The organism is Desulfobacterium sp. N47 (assembly GCF_051233685.1).
GTDB lineage: Bacteria > Desulfobacterota > Desulfobacteria > Desulfobacterales > RPRI01 > RPRI01.
On the sequence record NZ_JBAMMY010000102.1, the window covers coordinates 1 to 21,067 of the forward strand.

Below are 21,067 nucleotides of genomic sequence, written 5' to 3' on the forward strand. Positions count from 1 at the left end.
CATCGCCAAGGCCGCGTTGGCTGATGATTTTAATGCCGTTTGCAACAAAAACCAGAAACTCTCCCGAAAATCTTTCGTGGACGCGCTGTTACGGATGGTCGCGTGAGTAAACCATGCATCATTTCGGTGAAACTTTAGATTGTGATAATGTATCCAATAATTACAACCAACACAAGCGTTGAATCAATCGTGGTCGGCTCAAATTTCCGCTTTTCATACTACAATAGGGTTTATTTTCAGCTTATTGCGGTCTTCGATTATCATACATTTTTTGTAAGATCTCTCGCATATACATCCATTTACGTAAATACCTCTCAGATTTATCTGTCTGAGTGAGTTCAGCTATAATGATAGCCATTAGTTCATCATAAACAATGGGACTTCCACATGCGACATTCACAATCCAGCTTTGAGGAAAGTCTTGTAAGACTACTTCATCTTTATAAGTTGTGCTATCTAAAAACTTAACTAATTTTTCACTACAAATAAAACGCGGGTACAACGCAACTTTACTCTCCATTTCGACTGCTTCAATTAGGGCAGGGCCAAATATTATCTTTTCGCGATGATAAATGTTTCCAATTGTAACACCTCCACGAGTCAAAAATTTTTTATGAAGCAAATCATCACTGGCCCTCGATATAATCTTAAATACACTCTTTCCGTAAGCAACTGGAGCAGATACGACAAAGCTATCGGAAAAAAAAGAAAATTCAATACAGGAGTGTTCATTAACAAACCTTGTGAAATATTCCCGCGATTCCAGCAATGTTTTTTTAACCGATGGAGAAAAATTAATTGCGAAATCTTCAATCGAGGTAACGACTTTTAGAAGGTCATTACACTCAGAGTTTTTTGCTGCCATACTCCAGCCCAGAATATCCCCATACGCAACAATTCTCTCTTCATATATATTTTTGTCATATATTGCCTTATCCTCATCTTTATCTCGACCATTCTTTTTGTCCCAAAACTCCCTATTAATCTGATTCATCTCATCTATTGTCTTCTTCGTCACCATTTTTAATCCCTCCATTGAATCAACAGCAACCTGACCATGGCAATCTTTATCTGTCAACAGGGAATTGTATTATGGTCAATATATAGAAAAATATATGTCGCAGTGACAAAGGCAGACTTGATCCGGTTTCTTAAGTTTCACACCTTGCTGGTAAATACACTACGAAGAAAAATATTTGCGGATTGTCGATCGAAAGATTGCATATTGGGTGTGATACGACTTCTGCTGACTACAGGAAGAATTAAATATAAAAACCGTATTAATTTTTAAGATCGTCAAATCATAGGAAAACGTTGCTTTCACAAAGTTTTAGTATAGAGTAGTTGTCGGAATTGAGAATTACGGGTAGAAAAAGAGAAATGGCTGAGAGCGAAGCGAAGAACGTCTGCCGCGCTTGGTTGGGCACTCCGGTACGGGCTAATCAAGATTGGATTCAACTCCTTCAGGATAAAGGCGAGGAAAATAATACCCCACCATGGATGTTGGAAAACCGAGCATTACAGGCCCTTTTTCCGAATCGGAAACTAAATATCCTTTTACCAGTAAACTACTGACGACCCTACGTGCTGAACGTTCAGGCATTCCGATGATATTCGGGATTTCTCCGCGAGGGATTTCCCCGCGTAAAAATACATCTCTTAGTAAATGCCCCGATTCAGGTTTCAGTGCACCAAAAGAAACTTGACGATCAACCACTGCTTGTATTCGTTTCTGCATTCCATCCAATTCCAAAAGGCCTGACATAAAGTCAATTTGGTCAATAGCAATTTTAAGAAAGAATTTACAAAACCCCAACAGTCCGGCTTGTGTCAAATTGCCCCGGCCATCCAGGTCTCCTCTGCGAGGTTGGTCTGCTCCTGCTAAGGAAGTAAGATAATCTTCTCGATTTCTTGCAAAACCTCGGGATACAGTCCACAAGCCGTGGCCATCTATTTTTACCTTTTTTAGGTAGGCATGAGTCATAAGGCGTGTAACTCTCCCATTGCCATCCAGAAAAGGATGAATCCATGCAAGGCGGTGATGAGATGCCGCCGCCGCAATAACTTGACTTAAACCCTTCAGTTTTTGAGGGTCATAGACTTCTTCGAATCTTTTCATAAAAGCGCATAGGTATTCTGATTTAGGTGGCAAATGCCTCCCAACCTCAATCTCTAATTCCCTTGTTTTACCAGGGATCACCTTTTCAGCTTTTCCATCTGCACGTTGTATGACAAGGTACTCCTCAGGCATCCGCTTATAAAATTCTTTGTGTATCCAGCACAAAAAACTCTTGCTTGTAATGACTGTTTCCGGAGCATTTTCGATGTGGGTCTCGATACATTTCTGAACGTCTATATGTGCTTTACTTTCCAATTGCTTTGCTCTTTTTGCAGGATCACTGGAAAAGTCTTCTCGCATAGCTCGATCAATGTCTACAGGATGAGTGTTGTGCCCTTCTATTAAATTGGAATAGTAGCTGTTCATTTTTCTTACTAATTCCACTACTCCTCTTCGGGTAACCGGATGAACAGCGGCACTAATGCAGGCTGATTTACGAATCACCTCAATCGCCAAATCGTCGAGTTCTCCCGTAGGATCAGTAGGCATCATTGGTTCCATTTCCGAAATTTTTATATAAAAACCATCTTCCATGTTGATCCTCCAAGCATATACCAGTAATTTGGCCGATATTAAATCCTTATGCTTTAATTGATTGTGAATACTCTTTTAAATGTGAATTATTGATTATGTTGAAAGTTTGGCCGGTATATTGGCCGATATTTTTGTACCGAGGGCAACTAGTGTCAAAACCTTGATCAGTGAATATTGAATTACTATTCAAGGTGACCTGACCTTTAATGGGTGACCCAAATCTGTTCTCCTGCCTTTATAATTCTTTTTTGTAAATCATTCACAATAAATTATCCACACCCCTTAATTAAATTTTAAAACGGTGCTTTATTTTCTGGTTAGATTCGATAGTTATCATTATTTATGATAGAAATCTACAAGTTTCATCAGAATGCACAATCTATTGTTTTCAGGAAGCTAGTATAATGGTGGGGACGTCTATGCTTTTATGCGTTCCGATCATTAATCAGCTCAAATCGATTTTCTCTCGCGATTCTTTCGCCCCTTCTCGAAGAACGACTAATCGCAGGCTGGCTCATGTTTAATATACCTGCAATTTCAACTGTGCTCATCCCAAGTATTCGATGTACCCAATAGCACAGCAGAGACCTGGCTCGAAACTCAGTTACAGAAAAAGCTCAAAAAGGGCAGAGCTATTCAAAGGCTTTTATCCACCCTGTTCCCGCCCATTTATTTTCAGCATTCAGAGGATAATGCACTTTAATATATTATTCTATGAAGATGTGAAACAAAAATTCTTTTTTGAAAACAAATTAATACAGGCATCTACAACATCAGGTTCATAAAGGATGCCTTTGTTTTTTGCGATCTCCTCCAAAGCTATATCAATACCGATTAGAGGGCGGTATGGACGGTGTGAAGCCATAGCTTCCATAACATCGGCCACCATAAGGATTCTTGCTTCAGGAAGAATTTCATTTCCTTTCAATCCGCAGGGATATCCGGAACCGTCCATTCTTTCATGATGTTGCAAAACCATCATGGCAACCGGCCATGGGAAATCGATTCCCTTCAGAATATCATAGCCCACCTGGGGATGCTCCTTGATTATAGCAAATTCAATATTGCTGAGCCGGCCGGGTTTGCTTAGAATTTCAGAAGGAACAGCAACCTTGCCAAGATCATGTACCGTACCGGCCATAAGAATTCCCTTTACCTGATCCGTTGCAAAATCCATTTCACAGGCTATGGCACAGGCAAGTTCGGCAACCTTGCGCTGATGGCCTGCCGTATAAGGATCCTTTGATTCCACAATACCTGCAACAACCTTAATCAGTCCATCAAGTGTATCCTGAAGTTTTTCTGTACGAACAGCCACTAGTTGTTCCAGATTTTCCCGGTAGCGCCTGCTCTCACTCTCCAGTTTTTGCCTTCTAAGGGCATTGGAAACATTTATTATCACCTCGCTGACTTTGAAAGGTTTGACAATAAAGCCGTAAACCCCAATCTCCAGAGCCTTTTCCGCCACATCAGGATCATCTAGTCCGCTTACCACAATCACGGCGGTTTCAGGATATCCGGAGAGGATATGCCTGACAAGATCCATGCCTGATTCTCCGGGAAGCCGGATATCGCACAGGACCAAATCAAATGACTCCTGCTCCAGGATGCGGCGCGCCTCTTCCGCGCTGCTTGCCAATACGCACTCCCGCCGGATCTTATCTATAATACGCTTCAGTGTCCGAAGAACCGATTCATCGTCATCAATTATGAGAATTTTTTTCCCTGTTATCGCCGGTTCCATATATACTCCTAAATAACGAACTGTTGTTTATAGAACTCCAGAGACTTAGCTTGCACCTCTTTAACGTGACTATCGATCTCGTCATAATGCGCCATGAGAAGATCGATTATTTTGGGGTCCAGCACTTTCCTGTCTGAAAACTGCTTCATGATCTTTACAATCTCTTTTTGGGACATCCCTTTTCTGTACGGCCTGTCTTCGGCAATGGCTGTGAAAAGATCTGCAACTGCCATGATACGTGCTCCGGTATCCAGGTCTGTTGATTTGCAGTGAAAAGGGTACCCGGAGCCATCCAGTTTCTCGTGGTGAAATGCTGCCCATTCACTTATTTGTTCAAGCCCTCCGATAGTATTCAGCAACGCGTAAGTAAAATAAGTGTGAGACTTTATAATGGAGAATTCCTCACCGTCCAGCTTTCCCCGCTTTTCCAGAACCCTGTTGGGGACTCCGAGTTTGCCAAGGTCGTGCAAATCCCCGGCGATTTCCATCAAGCGGGTTTCCGTTTCGGTCAGGCCGAATATCGTTGCCATCAATGCTGCGCATGCGGAAACCCCTGAAGAATGCGTGGCTGTAAACGGGGATCTGAAATCAATGATATTTCTGAAAACATTGCTAAAAGAAAAAAGATTCTGTATGTCTGCTTCCGGGCTCCTGTAAGGACCCTCATGAAGAAGAATGGAATAAAGCCTGGGAGAGGTCAAATCGAGCCAGAACTCTTCGCGGCCGGCAGCCGCCATGAAATAGTCCACGACCTCCCGGTGGAATCTTTCGCCTTTCATGGAGTTAATTCCGGAAACGAGCTCCTTTTCCTGATGCAGAATGTATTTGTCCCGCTGAATAAATCTTTCAAGATGGTCTGCCAACACCAGCATCTGCGATTTTAATACAATTGGCGTATCGATGGGTTCATCCCATTCCTGAATATATTTGTGATGGTATCGCACGATATCTGCCGAGGATTTCAGCCAGGGCACTTTTTGAAGTAGGGCCTTACCCCGTATACAATGCGTGGCCACCTCGCTCTCCCCCTTGTCCCTGAGGGCGGATAGGCGAAGAGATTCCTTTTCCTCCAGGGATAGAGCTCCTATGTCATGCATAAGGGCTGCTATGAATATCTCTTCTACCGTCTCCTTTGGGAATCCGGCCGCCTTGGCCATCTGCCACACTATGAATGCCGTTCTCTGCTGATGCTGAGCGATCTCAGGACCGGCCAGTTCCATTGCATCAGACAATGAAAGGAGCAGATTCCCCAGGTTGACTCTGACAGAGCTTCTCATATAATTTATAATTCTCCTTTTAGCTGTGTTTATTAGATGGAAACTGAATAAAATTTTGCTTTTCCGGAAAGATACATAAAAATACAATAATTTAAATGCGTTATTTTGCTATTCTTGTGAAATCCAGCATTTCTCTTACTTTACGCCCAAGAGAGTCGGGACTAAAAGGCTTGCCGATAAATGCTTTTCCCGAGTCAAGCACCCCATGATGCACAATTGTATTGTCAGTGTAGCCGGACATGTAAAGCACCTTCATCTCCGGCCTGGAGGATTTTAAACTCTCCTCCATGTCCCGGCTGCTTATTCCGGGCATGATAACATCCGTCAACATGAGATGAATGGGTTTCCGATGCTCTCCGGAAATTTTAATAGCTTCATCACCGTCTGCGGCTGTCAGAACTTTGAAGCCGTATCCTTTCAGAACTTTTACAGCAAAATTGCGAACCATCTCATCGTCCTCCACAACCAGAATGGTTTCCGAACCGGTCGGGGTATCCGTTGTTTCAGCATTCCGTTTTGTTCCTGATGCCGGTTTCTCAACACGGGGCAGATAAATCTTGAAGGTGGTTCCTTTTCCGGGCTCGCTGTAAACCCAGATATTCCCCTTGCTTTGCTTCACGATACCGTAAACGGTTGAAAGCCCAAGACCCGTTCCCTTTCCCTTGGTCGTAAAAAAGGGCTCAAAAATCTGGGACTGAACTTCGCGGGACATGCCGGTTCCCGTGTCGCTCACACTCAACATCACATAAGGGCCCGGTGCTACGGCTATATGGGAACGGGTATAGTCCTCATCCAAATCTACATTTGCCGTCTCTATGGTAATCTTTCCACCATCCGGCATTGCATCTCTGGCATTTACCACAAGGTTCATTATCACCTGTTCGATCTGTCCCGAATCGGCTTCTATCTGTCCTAAATCCGGGTCAAGGATAGTTTTCATTTCAATATCTTCTCCAATCATCCGGCAAAGCATCTTTTCCATATTCAAAGCTATTTCATTGAGATTTATTACCGTGGGTTGAAGAACCTGCTTCCGGCTGAAAGATAGGAGATGTCGGGTCAGTGTGGCGGATCGTTCCCCGGCGGCCTTGATCCCCTCAATATTTTCACGCAACGGATTATCCTTTGGAATACTCATAAGAACCAGCTCCGCATTTCCTATGATCGTTGTAAGAAGATTGTTGAAATCATGGGCAATTCCTCCCGACAGAAGACCAACAGCCTCGAGCTTCTGAGACTGTCGAAGCTGCTCTTCCAGACTTTTTTGATCTTCTTCAGCGCGTTTATGCTCGGTGATATCCTGGACAGTTGCAAAAATTTCGGGCTTTTTCCCAGGCCTTCGCCTGATATTGCCAACGGTACGGACAAAGAAAATTTCACCGTCTTTGCGAACAATCCGGTACTCATTGGGAGACAGTATATCCTGACCGGATGTGATGCATCTATCAAGCCATTGATTCACACGTTCCAGATCATCCGGATGATGGATTTTCTCATGAACTTTGTCATAATCGATGGTGTCGGATTTATCGTATCCCAGCAGATCAAACAGCGCATCGGACCATGTAGTCTTACCGGTTTCCACATCCCAGATAAAATCACCCATCCTTGCCAGTCTCTGTGCCTCAATCAACCTTGCTTCGCTTTCACGAAGAGCCTTTTCGGCCTCCCGTCGCGCCTGAACTTCTTTTTCCAGTTCCAGCATCTTCGTTTCAAGCTTTCTAACTAGCCTTTCACTGTAAAGCTTAAGCATCTCCTCTTCATGCTCCGGCGTTGTAATCGAAGTAATATGATGGTCCATGGCAGTTGTCATCACATCCCGAATAGCCTCCATAAATACATCCGGCTCGCAAGGCTTTAGAATGAACCGGTCTGCACCAATTTTGATGGCAAACTCCTGATCCTTTGGGCCGGTGTATGTGGCTGTGTAAATAATGAAAGGAATATGACGTAAGCGCTCATCTGTCTTGACTATTCTACACAACTGAAATCCGTCCATGACAGGCATGAGAATATCGCTGACGATCAGCTCGATCTCCCCGGCCTTGATCCTTTCAAGCGCCTCGGCACCGTTTGCAGCCGCCTCGACATCATGGCCGTTACCTTTGAGCAGGCTCTCCAGCAGATACCTGTTATCTTCTCTGTCATCTACTATTAGAATATTCATGAAACCTCCGAATTGGAATTTGGATTTTGGAATTTCTCATGGTGTTTCCTAATTCCAAATTCCAAAATCCAAATTCCAAAATCTATAGGTATTTCCTGATTTCCCCCACAAACGTCTCCGGATCAATGGGCTTTTCTATATAACCCGTCGCTCCTGCAGCCAGAATCCGTTCCCGGTCTCCCACCATAGCATACGAGGTTACAGCGATGATGGGCACTTCATCCAGTTCTCTATGTTTTTTCAGTTCCGCAGCGACGGCATATCCGTCCATTTCAGGAAGCTGAATGTCCAGCAATATTGCCAGCGGCTTGTGGCACAGAGCCTTGTCGATACCATCCCGCCCGTTTTCAGCACCAACCACAGTAAAACCGCTTTTTTCCAGCAGAAACCGCATCATATATAAATTCTGCTGGTTGTCTTCAATTATCAACAGCGTACCGTTCATATCAAACCTCCTGTCTTGCCCGGAAAGCGCACGATAAAGGTGCTGCCCTTACCCCATTGGCTTTGAACATCAATGGTTCCACCCATCATATCCAGCAACCTCTTGCATATGGACAGTCCGAGACCAGTACCCTCGTATTTGCGTGTAAGCCCTGTATCAATCTGGTGGAAAGGTTGAAAAAGGCCGGAAAGTTCTTCAGGCCGTATGCCTGTACCTGTATCTGAAACCGACAGAAGATATTTATCATTTTCGATGCGGCATGAAATATGAACATATCCTTTTTCTGTAAATTTTACCGCATTGTTTAGCAGATTAAGTACTACCTGTTCCAGACGACGCTGATCCGTTGCTGCAGTATTGATATCATCTGCGATGTAAACCCTCAGATCAAGCCCCTTCTTTTTGGCCATAGGCAAAACCAATTTAACCATTTTTTCAATTGACGGCCTCAATTCAAAGGATGTAACGGAAAGCTCCAGTTGACCCGCCTCGATTTTGGAAATGTCCAGCACATCGTTTATCAGGGATAGAAGATGGCGGGAACTGCTTTGAACCATTGTCAATTGTTTTCGCTGCTCTTCGTTAAGAGGGCCGGCCAGTTCCTGAAGCATGATGCCGGTAAAACCTATGATTGAGTTAAGCGGTGTGCGTAGTTCGTGAGACATGGTAGCCAGGAATGCGGGCTTGATCCTGTCGGCAGATTCTGCCCGTTCCTTGGCAATAACCAACTCTGCGGTGCGATCCGCAACGCGTTGTTCCAGCTCCTTTGCATGCCGCCGCAAATCATTATTAAGCCGGCTAATCTGCTCTTCGGCCTGCTTGCGGTCGGTTATGTCGGAACCGATGCTAAGAATCTCTTTTATCCGGCCAGACTCATCGAGCACAACCTTGTTCGTCCAGTCGATCCAGACCCGTTCGCAATTGCGTCGCATATTCTCGTTGATATTACGCTCGAATTTTTGCGGATCAGCTAAGATATCCTCCATCAGAGGACGTAAGTTCCTGCCCGTGGTCTCATTTTCCGGAACTATGGTTCCAATCACATGTTGACCAAGAATCTCCGTTTCAGAATAGCCGAAAAATCTCTGGCCGAACTCATTTAAAAAAGTGATGCGCCCATCGTCCGACCATCGCAGGATGATACTGTTGGCCAACATTACCAGCTCGCGGTATTTTCTCTCGCTTGCCCGCAGTTCATGTGTGCGCGCATTCACCTGATGCTTCAAAATAATGCTTCCCAACAGGCTCACAAGCAGTACAGCGCCTGCGACAAGGCCGAGAATTTTAACCCATGCCGGCAAGTTAAAGGCAACATCTTCCGAACTCCATTTCTTCAATGACTCATAATACGCCGATTGGACGTCTTTTTTAAGATCCGAAAGATGTTTGTCAATTGCGGCCAGTAGTTTTTCATTTGCGTCTTTGGGGGCCGCAAAGAAGAGTTCGCACGGTTCGAAAATAACGGAAGTGTCTTCAAGGCCAAAATCTTTTGCATGCATCATCCCGTAGAAGCAGTTGGTAACCGCAGCGTCTGCTTTACCGCCTGCAACCATCTCAAAAATTGTTTTATAATCCGGCACGGAAATGAGGGTGATTTTTACACCGAAGCCGTCTGCAAGCCGGACAAAGGCTTCCTGCTGAACGGAACGCTCCAGAACTGCGATTCGTTTTCCGCCCAGATCCAATATGGATTTAATCCCGCTGCCTTTGCGGGCATATACCTGAAACCAGGAGGACATGACCGGCGTCTTGTGAAAAGAAAATATCCTGTCCCGGCCCGCCGTATATGCAACGTCGGGCATAAGATCAATCTCGCCTTTGGCCAGGCGGTACAATCCTTCCCCCCAGGCGCCGGACACATATTGCAGTCTCCAACCCTCGTTTTTCGCGATGTGCTCGATAATATCAATAAATATGCCGGCGGGCTTGCCGGATTCGGAGGTGAAAATCTTCGGTGCATTTTCATAGACCCCGACTTTCACTACCCGATCACCGGCGTTTGCATATGCACTAATAAAGTATAGTAAAAACAATAAAGTAAAAATGAATAAAGCTGAATTCAATCTCCAATCGCCAATCTTCATTCGCCGATATGCAATCATCAATCCTCCAGCGTTTCTCTCACCTTGCGACCCAGAGATTCGGGGGAGAAAGGCTTACCAATAAATGCCTTTCCGGAATCCAGAACACCATGGTGCACAATAGTATTGTCTGTGTAGCCGGACATATAAAGCACCCTCATTTCAGGCCTTAAAGATTTTAAACTCAGTTCCATGACCTGACTGCTTATCCCGGGCATGATAACATCCGTCAGGGTGAGGTGAATGGGTTCATGATAATCCCCGGAAATTTGAATAGCCTCTTCGCCGTTTGCGGCTGTGAGAACTTTATAACCATAATGCTCAAGGACTTTTACAATAAAATTGCGAACCATCTCGTCATCTTCAACAACCATAATGGTTTCCGTACCGGTCAGTATATCAGTTCTTTCAGCCTTTAGTTCTGTATCCGATGACGGTTTCTCGATCCGGGGCAGATAGATCTTGAAGGTAGTTCCTTTACCTGGCTCGCTGTAAACCCAGATATTTCCGTTGCTTTGTTTTATGATACCGTAAACGGTGGAAAGCCCAAGACCGGTCCCCTTCCCTTTTACCTTTGTTGTAAAAAAAGGCTCAAAAATATGGGCCTTGATTTCGTCCGGCATACCAACTCCGGTATCGCTAATGCTCAACATTACATAAGGGCCTGGTATTACAGCCACATGGGTATGTGCATACCCATCATCGATGTTTACATTTTCTGTCTCTATGGTAATCTTTCCGCCATACGGCATTGCATCTCTGGCATTAACTACAAGATTCATTATCACCTGTTCGATCTGTCCCGCATCGGCCTCTATCTGTCCTAAATCCGGGGCAAGGATAGTTTTCAGTTCAATATCTTCTCCAATCATCCGGCAAAGCATCTTTTCCATGTCCAAAGCTGTTTCATTGAGATACATCACCGTTGGTTGAAGCACCTGTTTCCGGCTGAAAGCCAGAAGCTGCCGTGTCAGAGAGGCGGCACGCTCACCTGCAGCCATGATCTCCTCGATCCCTTGCCGGACAGGATCATCTTTTGGGATATCTACAAGGGTCAGCTCTGTATTTCCTATGATCGTTGTAAGAAGATTGTTAAAGTCATGGGCAATTCCCCCGGACAGAATGCCGATAGCTTCGAGCTTCTGGGACTGCCTGAGCTGCTGCTCCAGGCTCTTTTTTTCCATAATATCCCTGGCAATTCCCAGCACCATACCATTACCTCTTATTGCCAAAGGATAGGTCATTATTTCAACCAATACCTGCTTTCCATCCTTCCGGTTGATAACCAGTTCATCCGGCCCGGCTGGAAGATCATGAGTATTTTTGCTTATATATTCGGATGCTTTAAGAAGTTCTTCCTGAGAAAGTAATCCCAGCTCCATGTAGCTCTTTCCGATGTATTCTTCTTTAGTATAGCCTATCAACTTTTCTACAGCCATGTTGCCGTCAATAATTTTACCCTCACTATCGTGAACGTAATAAGCATCCGGGGCACACTCAAACAGGATCCTGAACCGCTCCTCACTTTCTTGCAGCGCATCATCGGATTTCTTTCTTTCTGTAACATCTGTAATAAAACCAACATGGCAAGGGATTCCGTCGATTGATGTAAGGGTTGTATTAAAATCTGCATAGATGATTGTCCCGTCTTTTCTGAGGCATGGGATATTTGTTGCCAGTCCGCCATTCTGTCTTTCCAGTACTTCGAATTCGGATATCACACGGCCAGAATCACTTTCAGTGTGAATGTCCATAACACCCATTTTTTTCAATTCATCCTGCGTATACCCCAGCATCTTGCAGATAGCAGGATTAGCATATTGAAATGTTCTGTTTTCCATTTCAATTATTAAAATACCTTCGGCCGCACCTTCAAAAAGGGTTCTGTATCGCGCTTCCGAATAGCTTAGATCCTTTACCATTTGGCGTTGTTTTTCTTCCTGCTCAATATTGTAAAGACCAAATGCAATGTCATCTCCGACTTCCTTGAACAACATCTGTTCTTCCTTATCCATGGAAAATGTTTTAGGCACTGAGGCTGCAAGAGTCCCATAGATTTTTCCCCCGTATTCTATCTTTACGCAAAAATCGCCGTTTTCTTTGTAAAAGGAGGATAGGGGACAATCCGGGCAATCAATGAATGTATCGTTCGTTATCATAACTTCTACTTGGTTCAGGGCTTTCCGGACGCATTGGGGCAATTGGCTCTGCTCAAGCAATTCCTTCAATTGTCTGATATTTTCCCCTAAGCCTGAATCCGCCAGGTGTACGGTCTTTCCTGATGAATCCATGAGTAATATCCAGGCGCTGCTAAAACCGCGTGTTGCAACAAGGTTATAGCATGCCCCTTGAATCAGCCTGGTATGATCCTTTTCCTTGGTTATGAGTTGGTTAACTTTTCTGATGGCTCTCATAATAGCATTTAAATGCTTCTCGCGCTCTTGAGCCTGTTTCTGTGCTGTAATATCCATAGAAAGGATAAATAATCCTTCGGGGACAGGACGAAGACTTAGATAAAACCATGCTTTATCACCATCAGGATAAGCAATTTCACTTTCTATGAAACCCGGACAGCGTTCATCCATGCAGCGTTTAATAATATCAGCTATTTCCATATTTGCCGGATATACATCCGTAATCTTATGACCAAGCAGTTCCTCTTTTGTCCGGCGGCTTTGCCTGAGGCTTTCATCGTTCACATAAATGCAGCGCCAGTCATAATCTATGATCTGGCAACCTTCCATCATGCTGTCAATTGTGCTGTGATAGCGGGCTTCACTTGCCCGCAAAGCCTCGGCCGATTCAAACTTCTCCCTGTAGTAACGGGACTGTCTATGCCGCCAGATCAGGCTCATTCCTGTGCCGGTTCCGGCAAACAAAGAGCCGACAAGGATAATTATCACCCACAATTGTTCTTTTAACGGTGCATATACTTCAACTCTATCCATTTTTGAGACAATAAACCAAGGTGAATCGGGTATGGCCCTGACACAGGCAACCACCGGAACTCCACGGTAATCTCTTCCTTCAACTACCCCTTCAATTCCACGTACTGCCATAGCAGCAGGCAGATCATGACTCTGATTCAGGGGAAATCTCAGGTTAAGGGCTGAGTTTTTCCTGAACTTAAGCTCGTTTAAGAAAAGAACATCGTCTCTTTCTCTTCGAACCAGAAGCGTTTCGGCAGTTCGGCTGTCCACTGGCCAGGATTGAATTAAGGGATAAAGATAAGTTTCAGGATTGATGATAAAAACGATAGCACCAAGGGGAAGATCGTTATTCTCTTCATCCAGGATAGGAACAAGTATCGCCAGTAAAACAGGACGATCGGGCGAATCGCGGTGGAAATCAAGAAAAGTTACCTTTTTCGAGCTGATGACTTCAAAAACATCTCTGACAAGGTGGGAAGGAACCTGTTCAGTCGATACCGGATCAGACATGCTTAATACACCCCGTTTATCCAGCAATAATACATGTTCATACTGATTGGCAGCTCCAACCTTGTGAAGCCACGTCATTAATTTACTTCTTGCATCAGGGTTGTGAGGTGTTTCAAGATATCGCTTTACCCGCAGGGAAAGGTTGACGTTTTTGTAACAGATAGAGGCATCCCACAGCCTCTCTTTTCTCCACTGCAAAAGTTCCTCTACTTTCAGATCTGTAATGGCGGTTAGCTGCCTTTCCACCCCGGCCCGGAAGTTTTTTTTCTGATTACTGTAGTAAAAATGCCCTGCTGCCACAATACCGACTGTAAGGATTAAAAAAAGCAGGATCAGAATATATGAGAAATTTTTCCCATTGCGATCCGGTTTTTTACCAGTGTCAACTATCATTTTGCATTTCCCCATCAGCCAATTGAAATATTTTTCGGATCACTATCATTTGGATAAGAAGAGCGGTCTTTCTGCAGTATTTTCTTTAATTATTAATAATTTGTCAAGAAGGAATTGGAATATAAAAAGGGGGTGGTACTAAGCTTGATAATCATCAGCCAACAATAAGCTCTTCTATTGATATTTATATATGGCGTGGCGGAAATAGAAATTGATTTTTATAAAGCCCCCCGGTTAAGGGGGGCCTTTAAGAAGAAATTACGCGGCTATACGAAGCGCTTTGTCAGTGGCAGTTCTAAGCTCGGCAGGAGTAAAAGGTTTGGCAATATAATCAACAGCGCCGAACCTGGCGGCTTCTACAGCAGTTTCTATACTGGCATAGCCGGTAACGATTATTATTTTCGCATCAGGCAGATTAGTCCGGACAGCCTTTAAAAGTTCAAGCCCTTCAACACCCGGAATCCTGAGATCCAGCAAAACCAGTCCATATTGACCTGAGCCTATTTTTTCAAGAGCCTGTTTTTTGTCCGAAGCCTGATCAATCTTATAGCCTTTTTTGGCCAGGATCTTACGCATATTGTTGTTTACGGCTATTTCATCATCAATTATCAGAACGGTTTTAGATAAAGCAGCATCAATCCGTTTACCATACTCAACATCTTCGGTTTTTCCAGAAAGAGCAGCAACATTCTTTTTCAGTTGTTCATAGGAAAGCATAGAAGTGCCGTCCGGCTGAAGGTTCATCGCATATTCAACACCTGCGGCTTCTGCGACTTCATCAAAGTCAAACGGCATATCAATCCCTACGAGTTTTTTAATGTCCTGTTGCGGAATCGCATCTCCAGTTACTTTTTTGGCCTTTTTCTTCTGGGGGCAAAGGCTGGATTTAACACCTGCCTTACAGGTATTTCCCAATTTTTTATAGATATCGCAGACCATTTCACCAACAAGGCAATAATTATCCTGAGGCTGGCTCTGCCTGACCTCAATCATCGGAGTATCCGAACGACCCAGAACATCCACATACTCCTTGCCGGTTACCTGCTCCACTTCATTCCGGTTAAACGGCATATCAACGTCAATGTTTTGCATACCTCTGCCTGAATCTTCAAAATTTTTCTTCAATGTTTCATAGGGCACAAAAGAGAGCCCTTCATGGTGAAGGTTAGCCAAATACTCAGGACCGGTTATAGACACCACTTCGTCATAGTTAAAAGGCATATCAACACCAACAAGTTTGGATATATCCGTTTTTTTGGTCTTAGCTGATGAAGCCTTGCCTTTTTTCTGAGGACATTCAGTTGTTTTCACACCTGCTTTACAGGTTGCCCCGAGTTTCTTGAAAATCTCGCACACCATATCTCCAACTTTGCAATAATATTCAAGAGTTGCAACAGGCTTTATCTCTATAACAGGCATATCCGAAGGCCCAAGGCTTCTGACATAATCATCACCTGTATATTTTGCCACTTCTTCTGCTTCAAAGGGAATGTCAAAATCAATTACATCAATGGTTTCAACTTCTTCAGCAGGTATCTGAACCTTGGGCAGATCACCTTTTAAGGCATGGGAAACCGTACTTCTCAATTCATCAGGAGTAAAGGGTTTGGGCAGGTAGTCAAGAGCACCCAGCCGGATAGCTTTCATAGCAGTATCAGTTGACGCATAAGCTGTCATCATCAGCGATTTCATTTCCGGATAATCTTTTTTTACCCTTTTCAATAACTCCAATCCATTCATTTCCGGCATCACAAGATCTGAAATGATAAGCGAATAGGATTCTTCAGACATTTTTTCAAGGGCTTCCTTTGCGCTTAACGCACATGCCACTTTATAATTATTCTTGGATAAAATTTTTACCACATTCTGGCAAATACCATTTTCATCATCAACAACCATAATTCTTGCTGTTGGTTCCATATCGCTCCTCCTTATCTTGTAGTATTATTTAAAATATAAAATAGTTTTGTATAATTTATCTTTTTGAATACTACCTAAGCAGAATATGTGCCAAAAGCTACATATCAATTTATAATTAATTAATTATATTAGTTATAAAATAAGACCATTAAGATTCATCTTGAAATGTGTATAGGATAATTATACGGAATGCATGAAACAACGGAAGGATTTTTGCTTGATCATACATATACTTATTATGACGCAATCTGTATAAATAAAATATACAGTGTATTAAAACATGACCAAAATTTGCAGCAGGTTTCCCCTATTCTCCCCATCAACTTATAAACTTCTGAGCTATCTTTCCCTCAAACCTTAAACCTCCAAACTTACCAACTTACCAACTTACCAACTTATGAACTTACGAACTTACCAACTTATGAACTTTTTCTCCCCCTCGAACCTTGCACCTCGAACCTTGCACCTCAAACCTTGCACCTCGAACCTTGTCCCTTCTCCCTATTTCGGCGGCCTGCGAATACCATGTCTTTTCATAAGAGCCTGAAAATTTGTTCGCTGAATCCCAACTTTTTCCGCTGCCAGGGTAACATTCCAGTTGTGTTGAATAAGCGCATTTAAAATAAAATTTTTCTCAAGCTGCTGAGAAACCTGTTGTCTGAGTTCCTGTTTCTTTTGCTTTAATTCTTCATTGGTGACAGGAGTCACAGCCAGCAGATTTTCAGGGTTTATGATTACAGATTCCGGCCCATTAACATCGGCAGCAAGTTCTACTTCAGGAAAATGAATAGATTCAAGAATTTCTCCTTCACTAAGAATTACCGCTCTTTCTATTACGTTTTTCAATTGGCGGACATTTCCGGGCCAGTCATATAACATGAGCCGCTGTATTGCTTCAGGAGCAATAGCATTAACAGGCTTGTTCATTTGTTTTGCAAATAATCTTAGAAAGCGCTCTGCGATTTCAGGCAAATCGGAAAGTATATCCCGCAAAGGCGGCGTATTTATGGGATATACCATAATCCGGTAGTAAAAGTCTTTGCGGAATTTTCCGGTTTCAACCATTCTGGCGAGATCCTGATTGGTAGCAAAAATCAAGCGCAGATTTACCTTTTGCACTTCCGCCCCGCCAACCGGGATAAACTCCCTGTTTTCAAGAAACCGTAAAAGCTTGCCCTGAATTTCATAACTTATATTGCCTATTTCATCTAAGAACACGGTACCTTTATTTGCGCGCTTAAAAATACCGTCTTTATCCTGATAAGCTCCGGTAAAGGCTCCACGAACATGTCCGAATAATTCGCCGGACAGAAGGTTATCCGACAATGTTCCGCAATCAACTGCAAAGAATACTTCATCCTTACGGTTGCTGTTGGCATGGACTGCGCGGGCGACAAGCTCTTTTCCCGTACCGCTTTCTCCATAAATAAGAACCGTGGAATCAGTAGGAGCAACTTTTTGTATCATAGAAACTATCTGCTTGATTTTATGGTTTCTTCCTACAAGCTGATGGGAAATCATTTTAATCTGCCTGCCTGAATAAGAAGAGGCTTGTTCCGCACGTAAAGGCTCTGAAGACAGAGCCTGCTGTACTACCGAACGAAGTTCAACAGGAGTAAAAGGTTTTGGCAGGTAGTCAAAAGCGCCTAACTTCATAACTTCAACAGCAGATGAAATGGATGCATATCCGGTGATGACAATAACTTTTGTATTCGGATATCTCTCCTTGATAATTTTTAAAAGCTCCATTCCTCCCATACGGCTCATTTTAAGATCGGTTACCACCACATCAAAGGAAATTGCTTTCATCATAGCCAGTGCATCGTGTCCGTTTTTTACATAATTGACTTCAAGGTCATTTTTTGCCAGAATTTTTACGCAGGCATTGCCGATATTTACTTCATCATCAACAATCAATACCCTTGGAAGTTCATCCGCCATCATTTTTCCTTTAAACCTGCCGGAAGTACTATGGTAAAAGTGGTACCATATCCCGGTTTGCTGCTTACATAAATTGCTCCTCCATGCTGCTCTATAATACCGCTGGTGATGGATAAGCCAAGGCCTGTGCCATCATCTTTTGTGGAGAAAAACGGATCAAATATTTTATCTATCAACTCAAAAGGTATCCCTTTACCTGTATCGGCAACCTTTATTATAACCTGGTCTTTCTTTGGGTTAAGCGACACCGACAGAGTTATGCTGCCGCCGGGATCTACTGCATCAGTAGCATTTAATATCAGATTTATTACTGCCTGCTCAATTTGCCCCTTATCAAAAAACAGTTTCGGGATTGAATCGACACAGGAAAAATGAATGGTAATATTTTTAAAAGCAGCCTGCTTTCTGGTCAGTAAAGCGCACTCTTCCATAATCTCGCAGATATCATATTGCTTTTTCTCGGGTTTGGATTGACGGGCAAAATTTAAAAGACTGGTGACAATTTTACGGCACCTCAAAGTCTCACTGGAAACAATATCAAGTTCCTGATAAATGGGATTGTCCTTTTCAAGATCTTCCTGAATAAGCATGGCTGTTGTCAAAATGGTTGTGAGCGGGTTGTTGATTTCATGCGCAACACCTGCAGCAAGCCTGCCTATGGAAGCAAGCTTGTCCTGTTGCAGCATTGATTTCTGCATCTTAACATCCCGTGTAACATCCCGTGACAGCTCAATTACACCTGTAACCTTTTCATTTTCAATAAGCGGATAGCAGGAAATTAAACAATATATTTCATTGCGTTCCTTATCCAGGTGAATATGAGTTGCCTGAGATGATTTTCTGTTTGCGATCGATTCAACAAGCGGACAAGGGTGTTCAACACCGGAACATGGGATATTCCGGTGATGGGTAATCTCATAGCAGAACTTTCCTATGGCATCTTCCCGTTTGATTCCCAATTTATTCAGCATGGCATTATTAATATCCTGAATCTTATAGTCCGGTGCAATCTTTATCACTTCTTCATGAATCATCTGATTAATCAGAACATCGCACATTATTTCATTATCATTGTAAAATTTCAGGTTCTCGCGCAATCTGACCAGTTCTACTGCTCTTTTTAAAGTGATTATCAGCAATTCTTTATTTACAGGTTTGATTAAAAAGTCAGAAGCAATATTTTTAAGACCTGCTATGGCTGCCTGGACATCGCTATGTTCCACAATAATCAGAAATTCAATATCGGGAGCCTGCTTCTTCATCTTATTAATAATTTCTACTCTTTTTGTATCCGACATTTTAAGATCGGCAATAACAATATTAGGTTTGTTTTTACAGATAAGATCAAAAGCCGTATCCATATTTTCGGCAACCACAAATTTATAGCCGATATCGTCAAGCGACACACTAAGTACTTTATAGATATCCTCATCTTCATTAATCAGAAGAATAGTATAATCAATCATATATTAATTCCATTTCATCAAGTTTGATTTAATAATATTCTTTAATATACTCATACGATTTACCGTCCAATTTACGCTGAACCTTTTTTACGTCTTTCGCAGGCGGCAGGGCTTCCGGTTTTACTCCCCGCTCGATCAGCATTTTACGAACCGCTGTGTTATTCTCTACATGCTCATCCGATATCCGGTTTGCGCCGGATAAATCCTTTTCTATGACATTATGGCTGGTAAGTTCGGTCGCAAAATCTTTGGCCTTGATTGTGAGCGTAGGCAAAAAATCTGCCAATGGCCTGCCACCCGGAATCATGAGCCTGCGCTTCATGTCATTGGCAGAAAAACCACCGAATAACGCTTGATCCCCTTTTGAACGAATAAGTGCAAAACCCCTGTCATCAACGCCGCGCTCGTAAATTATACCTGACAGCTTCTTTTCTGATTTTGTTAACTTATCGCGTGCCATAACACGGTCAACATCTAAAAGCCGCTGTTCTATGATTTCCTGTTTTCGTGTCTGAACCGCAAAGTAAGTTTGAGCAAAGGATATTTCACTTTTTGCTGAATCCCCATTTTGGGCGATTAAATAGCAGGCGTAGCGGGTTAAGGCTATGTCATCTATTTCACGCTGTCCGCCTTTGCCAATCTCGATCATTTTCCCGACATCGGCAAAATGATCTGAAACAGAAACACCAGCGTTTTCACATGATTTTTTAGCTTTTTCAATCGCATTTTTAAAATTATCCCATTTGGAATAGCCTAAAATTTCCTGCAATTCCCGTGCGCTCCAGCATTCCAGATTGTTGAAAATATAACAGGCTCTTTCAAATTTTTCAAATAGTTCTACGACGAGTTCTTTTTTCATAGGGTTATCCTAAAATCTCACTTAACAGTTTTTGCTTCAGGTTTCTTAGAGTGGTTTTTTGATGCTTAAGTTGTTCCCTTGTAATATCAAATTGTTTAAACACATCGGTTATTTTTTTTGTTTTTCTTTCTTTGGCAAGATGAATTCCTGTAATGCCAATATTTTCCATTTGATTGTCGGCGAAAGAGAACTTTCCGAAATTTGAACGGCTCTGTTCATGAAAACATCGGATTGCATAAAAAAACGTAAGGTTCTTTGATGGCATCTTCAGGTTTGGCAACTATTTGGCCTTGCAAGGATAGCTGCCTCACGGCATCTTTATCCCGGCTCAAAGCCAAACGTTCATACAATGCAGCATCAAATTGGCGTTGCAATTCTTTGAGCGACCAATTATTCTGATAACATTCTATCTCATAAAATTTACGTTCGTCAGGGTTTTCAATCCGCATCAGTTTGAGGTAGCGAGACCAACTCAAAGCAAATTTACGAGAAGTCGTCTCGTAAATTGAGTAAGTAAGATAAAATTGCCTCATATTTTGCAAGTAAACATCCTCCGGCAAAGCCGGAGGCTTTACGATTGCTGGCCCCTCAAAGGGGCCTGATCACAATCGAAAAACAAAAACCATCATAATCAAGTTTCTTGTAACACCTGCCATTTTAGCAGTGATTTTTATCGGGAAT

General features: G+C 42.9%; 14 protein-coding genes. All 14 read right to left on the reverse strand.

Going from position 1 to position 21,067, the window contains the following annotated elements; genetic code table 11:
- Positions 1-241: 241 nt before the first annotated feature.
- On the reverse strand, positions 242-1,021 hold the full coding sequence (locus VXK47_RS06475; protein WP_435547956.1) for a hypothetical protein: 780 nt from the start codon (positions 1,019-1,021) through the stop codon (positions 242-244).
- Between the two features lie 417 nt (positions 1,022-1,438).
- Complete coding sequence (locus VXK47_RS06480) at positions 1,439-2,653, reverse strand: Fic family protein (RefSeq protein ID WP_435547957.1); 1,215 nt, start codon at positions 2,651-2,653, stop codon at positions 1,439-1,441.
- A gap of 712 nt (positions 2,654-3,365) precedes the next feature.
- A complete protein-coding gene (locus VXK47_RS06485) occupies positions 3,366-4,397 on the reverse strand; it encodes an HD-GYP domain-containing protein (protein ID WP_435547958.1) in 1,032 nt (343 codons plus the stop codon).
- Positions 4,398-4,405: 8 nt separating this feature from the next.
- The gene (locus VXK47_RS06490; RefSeq protein WP_435547959.1) at positions 4,406-5,674 is read right to left on the reverse strand and encodes an HD domain-containing phosphohydrolase; all 1,269 of its coding nucleotides are present in this window, start codon (positions 5,672-5,674) and stop codon (positions 4,406-4,408) included.
- A 100-nt stretch (positions 5,675-5,774) separates the two neighbouring features.
- Positions 5,775-7,841, reverse strand: a complete 2,067-nt coding sequence (locus VXK47_RS06495) for a response regulator (protein ID WP_435547960.1) — start codon at positions 7,839-7,841, stop codon at positions 5,775-5,777.
- A gap of 82 nt (positions 7,842-7,923) precedes the next feature.
- Positions 7,924-8,286 (reverse strand): response regulator, encoded by a 363-nt coding sequence (locus VXK47_RS06500; protein ID WP_435547961.1) that lies wholly within the window; start codon positions 8,284-8,286, stop codon positions 7,924-7,926.
- Positions 8,283-10,388: an ATP-binding protein gene (locus VXK47_RS06505; RefSeq protein WP_435547962.1), complete on the reverse strand. Its 2,106-nt coding sequence runs from the start codon at positions 10,386-10,388 to the stop codon at positions 8,283-8,285. The genes VXK47_RS06500 and VXK47_RS06505 overlap by 4 nt, the downstream gene beginning before the upstream one ends.
- On the reverse strand, positions 10,388-14,200 hold the full coding sequence (locus tag VXK47_RS06510) for a PAS domain S-box protein (RefSeq protein WP_435547963.1): 3,813 nt from the start codon (positions 14,198-14,200) through the stop codon (positions 10,388-10,390). Before VXK47_RS06510 ends, VXK47_RS06505 begins: the two co-directional genes overlap by 1 nt.
- 258 nt (positions 14,201-14,458) lie before the next feature.
- A complete protein-coding gene (locus tag VXK47_RS06515) occupies positions 14,459-16,120 on the reverse strand; it encodes a response regulator (protein ID WP_435547964.1) in 1,662 nt (553 codons plus the stop codon).
- A gap of 501 nt (positions 16,121-16,621) precedes the next feature.
- Positions 16,622-18,064, reverse strand: coding sequence for a sigma-54-dependent transcriptional regulator (locus tag VXK47_RS06520; RefSeq protein WP_435547965.1), 1,443 nt, complete (start codon positions 18,062-18,064; stop codon positions 16,622-16,624).
- Entirely contained in the window at positions 18,061-19,527 is a 1,467-nt protein-coding gene (locus VXK47_RS06525; protein WP_435547966.1) for a hybrid sensor histidine kinase/response regulator, read from the reverse strand. Before VXK47_RS06525 ends, VXK47_RS06520 begins: the two co-directional genes overlap by 4 nt.
- A gap of 28 nt (positions 19,528-19,555) precedes the next feature.
- A complete protein-coding gene (dinD, locus tag VXK47_RS06530; protein WP_435547967.1) occupies positions 19,556-20,386 on the reverse strand; it encodes a DNA damage-inducible protein D in 831 nt (276 codons plus the stop codon).
- A 4-nt stretch (positions 20,387-20,390) separates the two neighbouring features.
- A complete protein-coding gene (locus VXK47_RS06535) occupies positions 20,391-20,555 on the reverse strand; it encodes a hypothetical protein (protein WP_435547968.1) in 165 nt (54 codons plus the stop codon).
- Between the two features lie 46 nt (positions 20,556-20,601).
- Positions 20,602-20,919: a DUF1016 N-terminal domain-containing protein gene (locus tag VXK47_RS06540; protein ID WP_435547969.1), complete on the reverse strand. Its 318-nt coding sequence runs from the start codon at positions 20,917-20,919 to the stop codon at positions 20,602-20,604.
- Positions 20,920-21,067 lie beyond the last annotated feature (148 nt).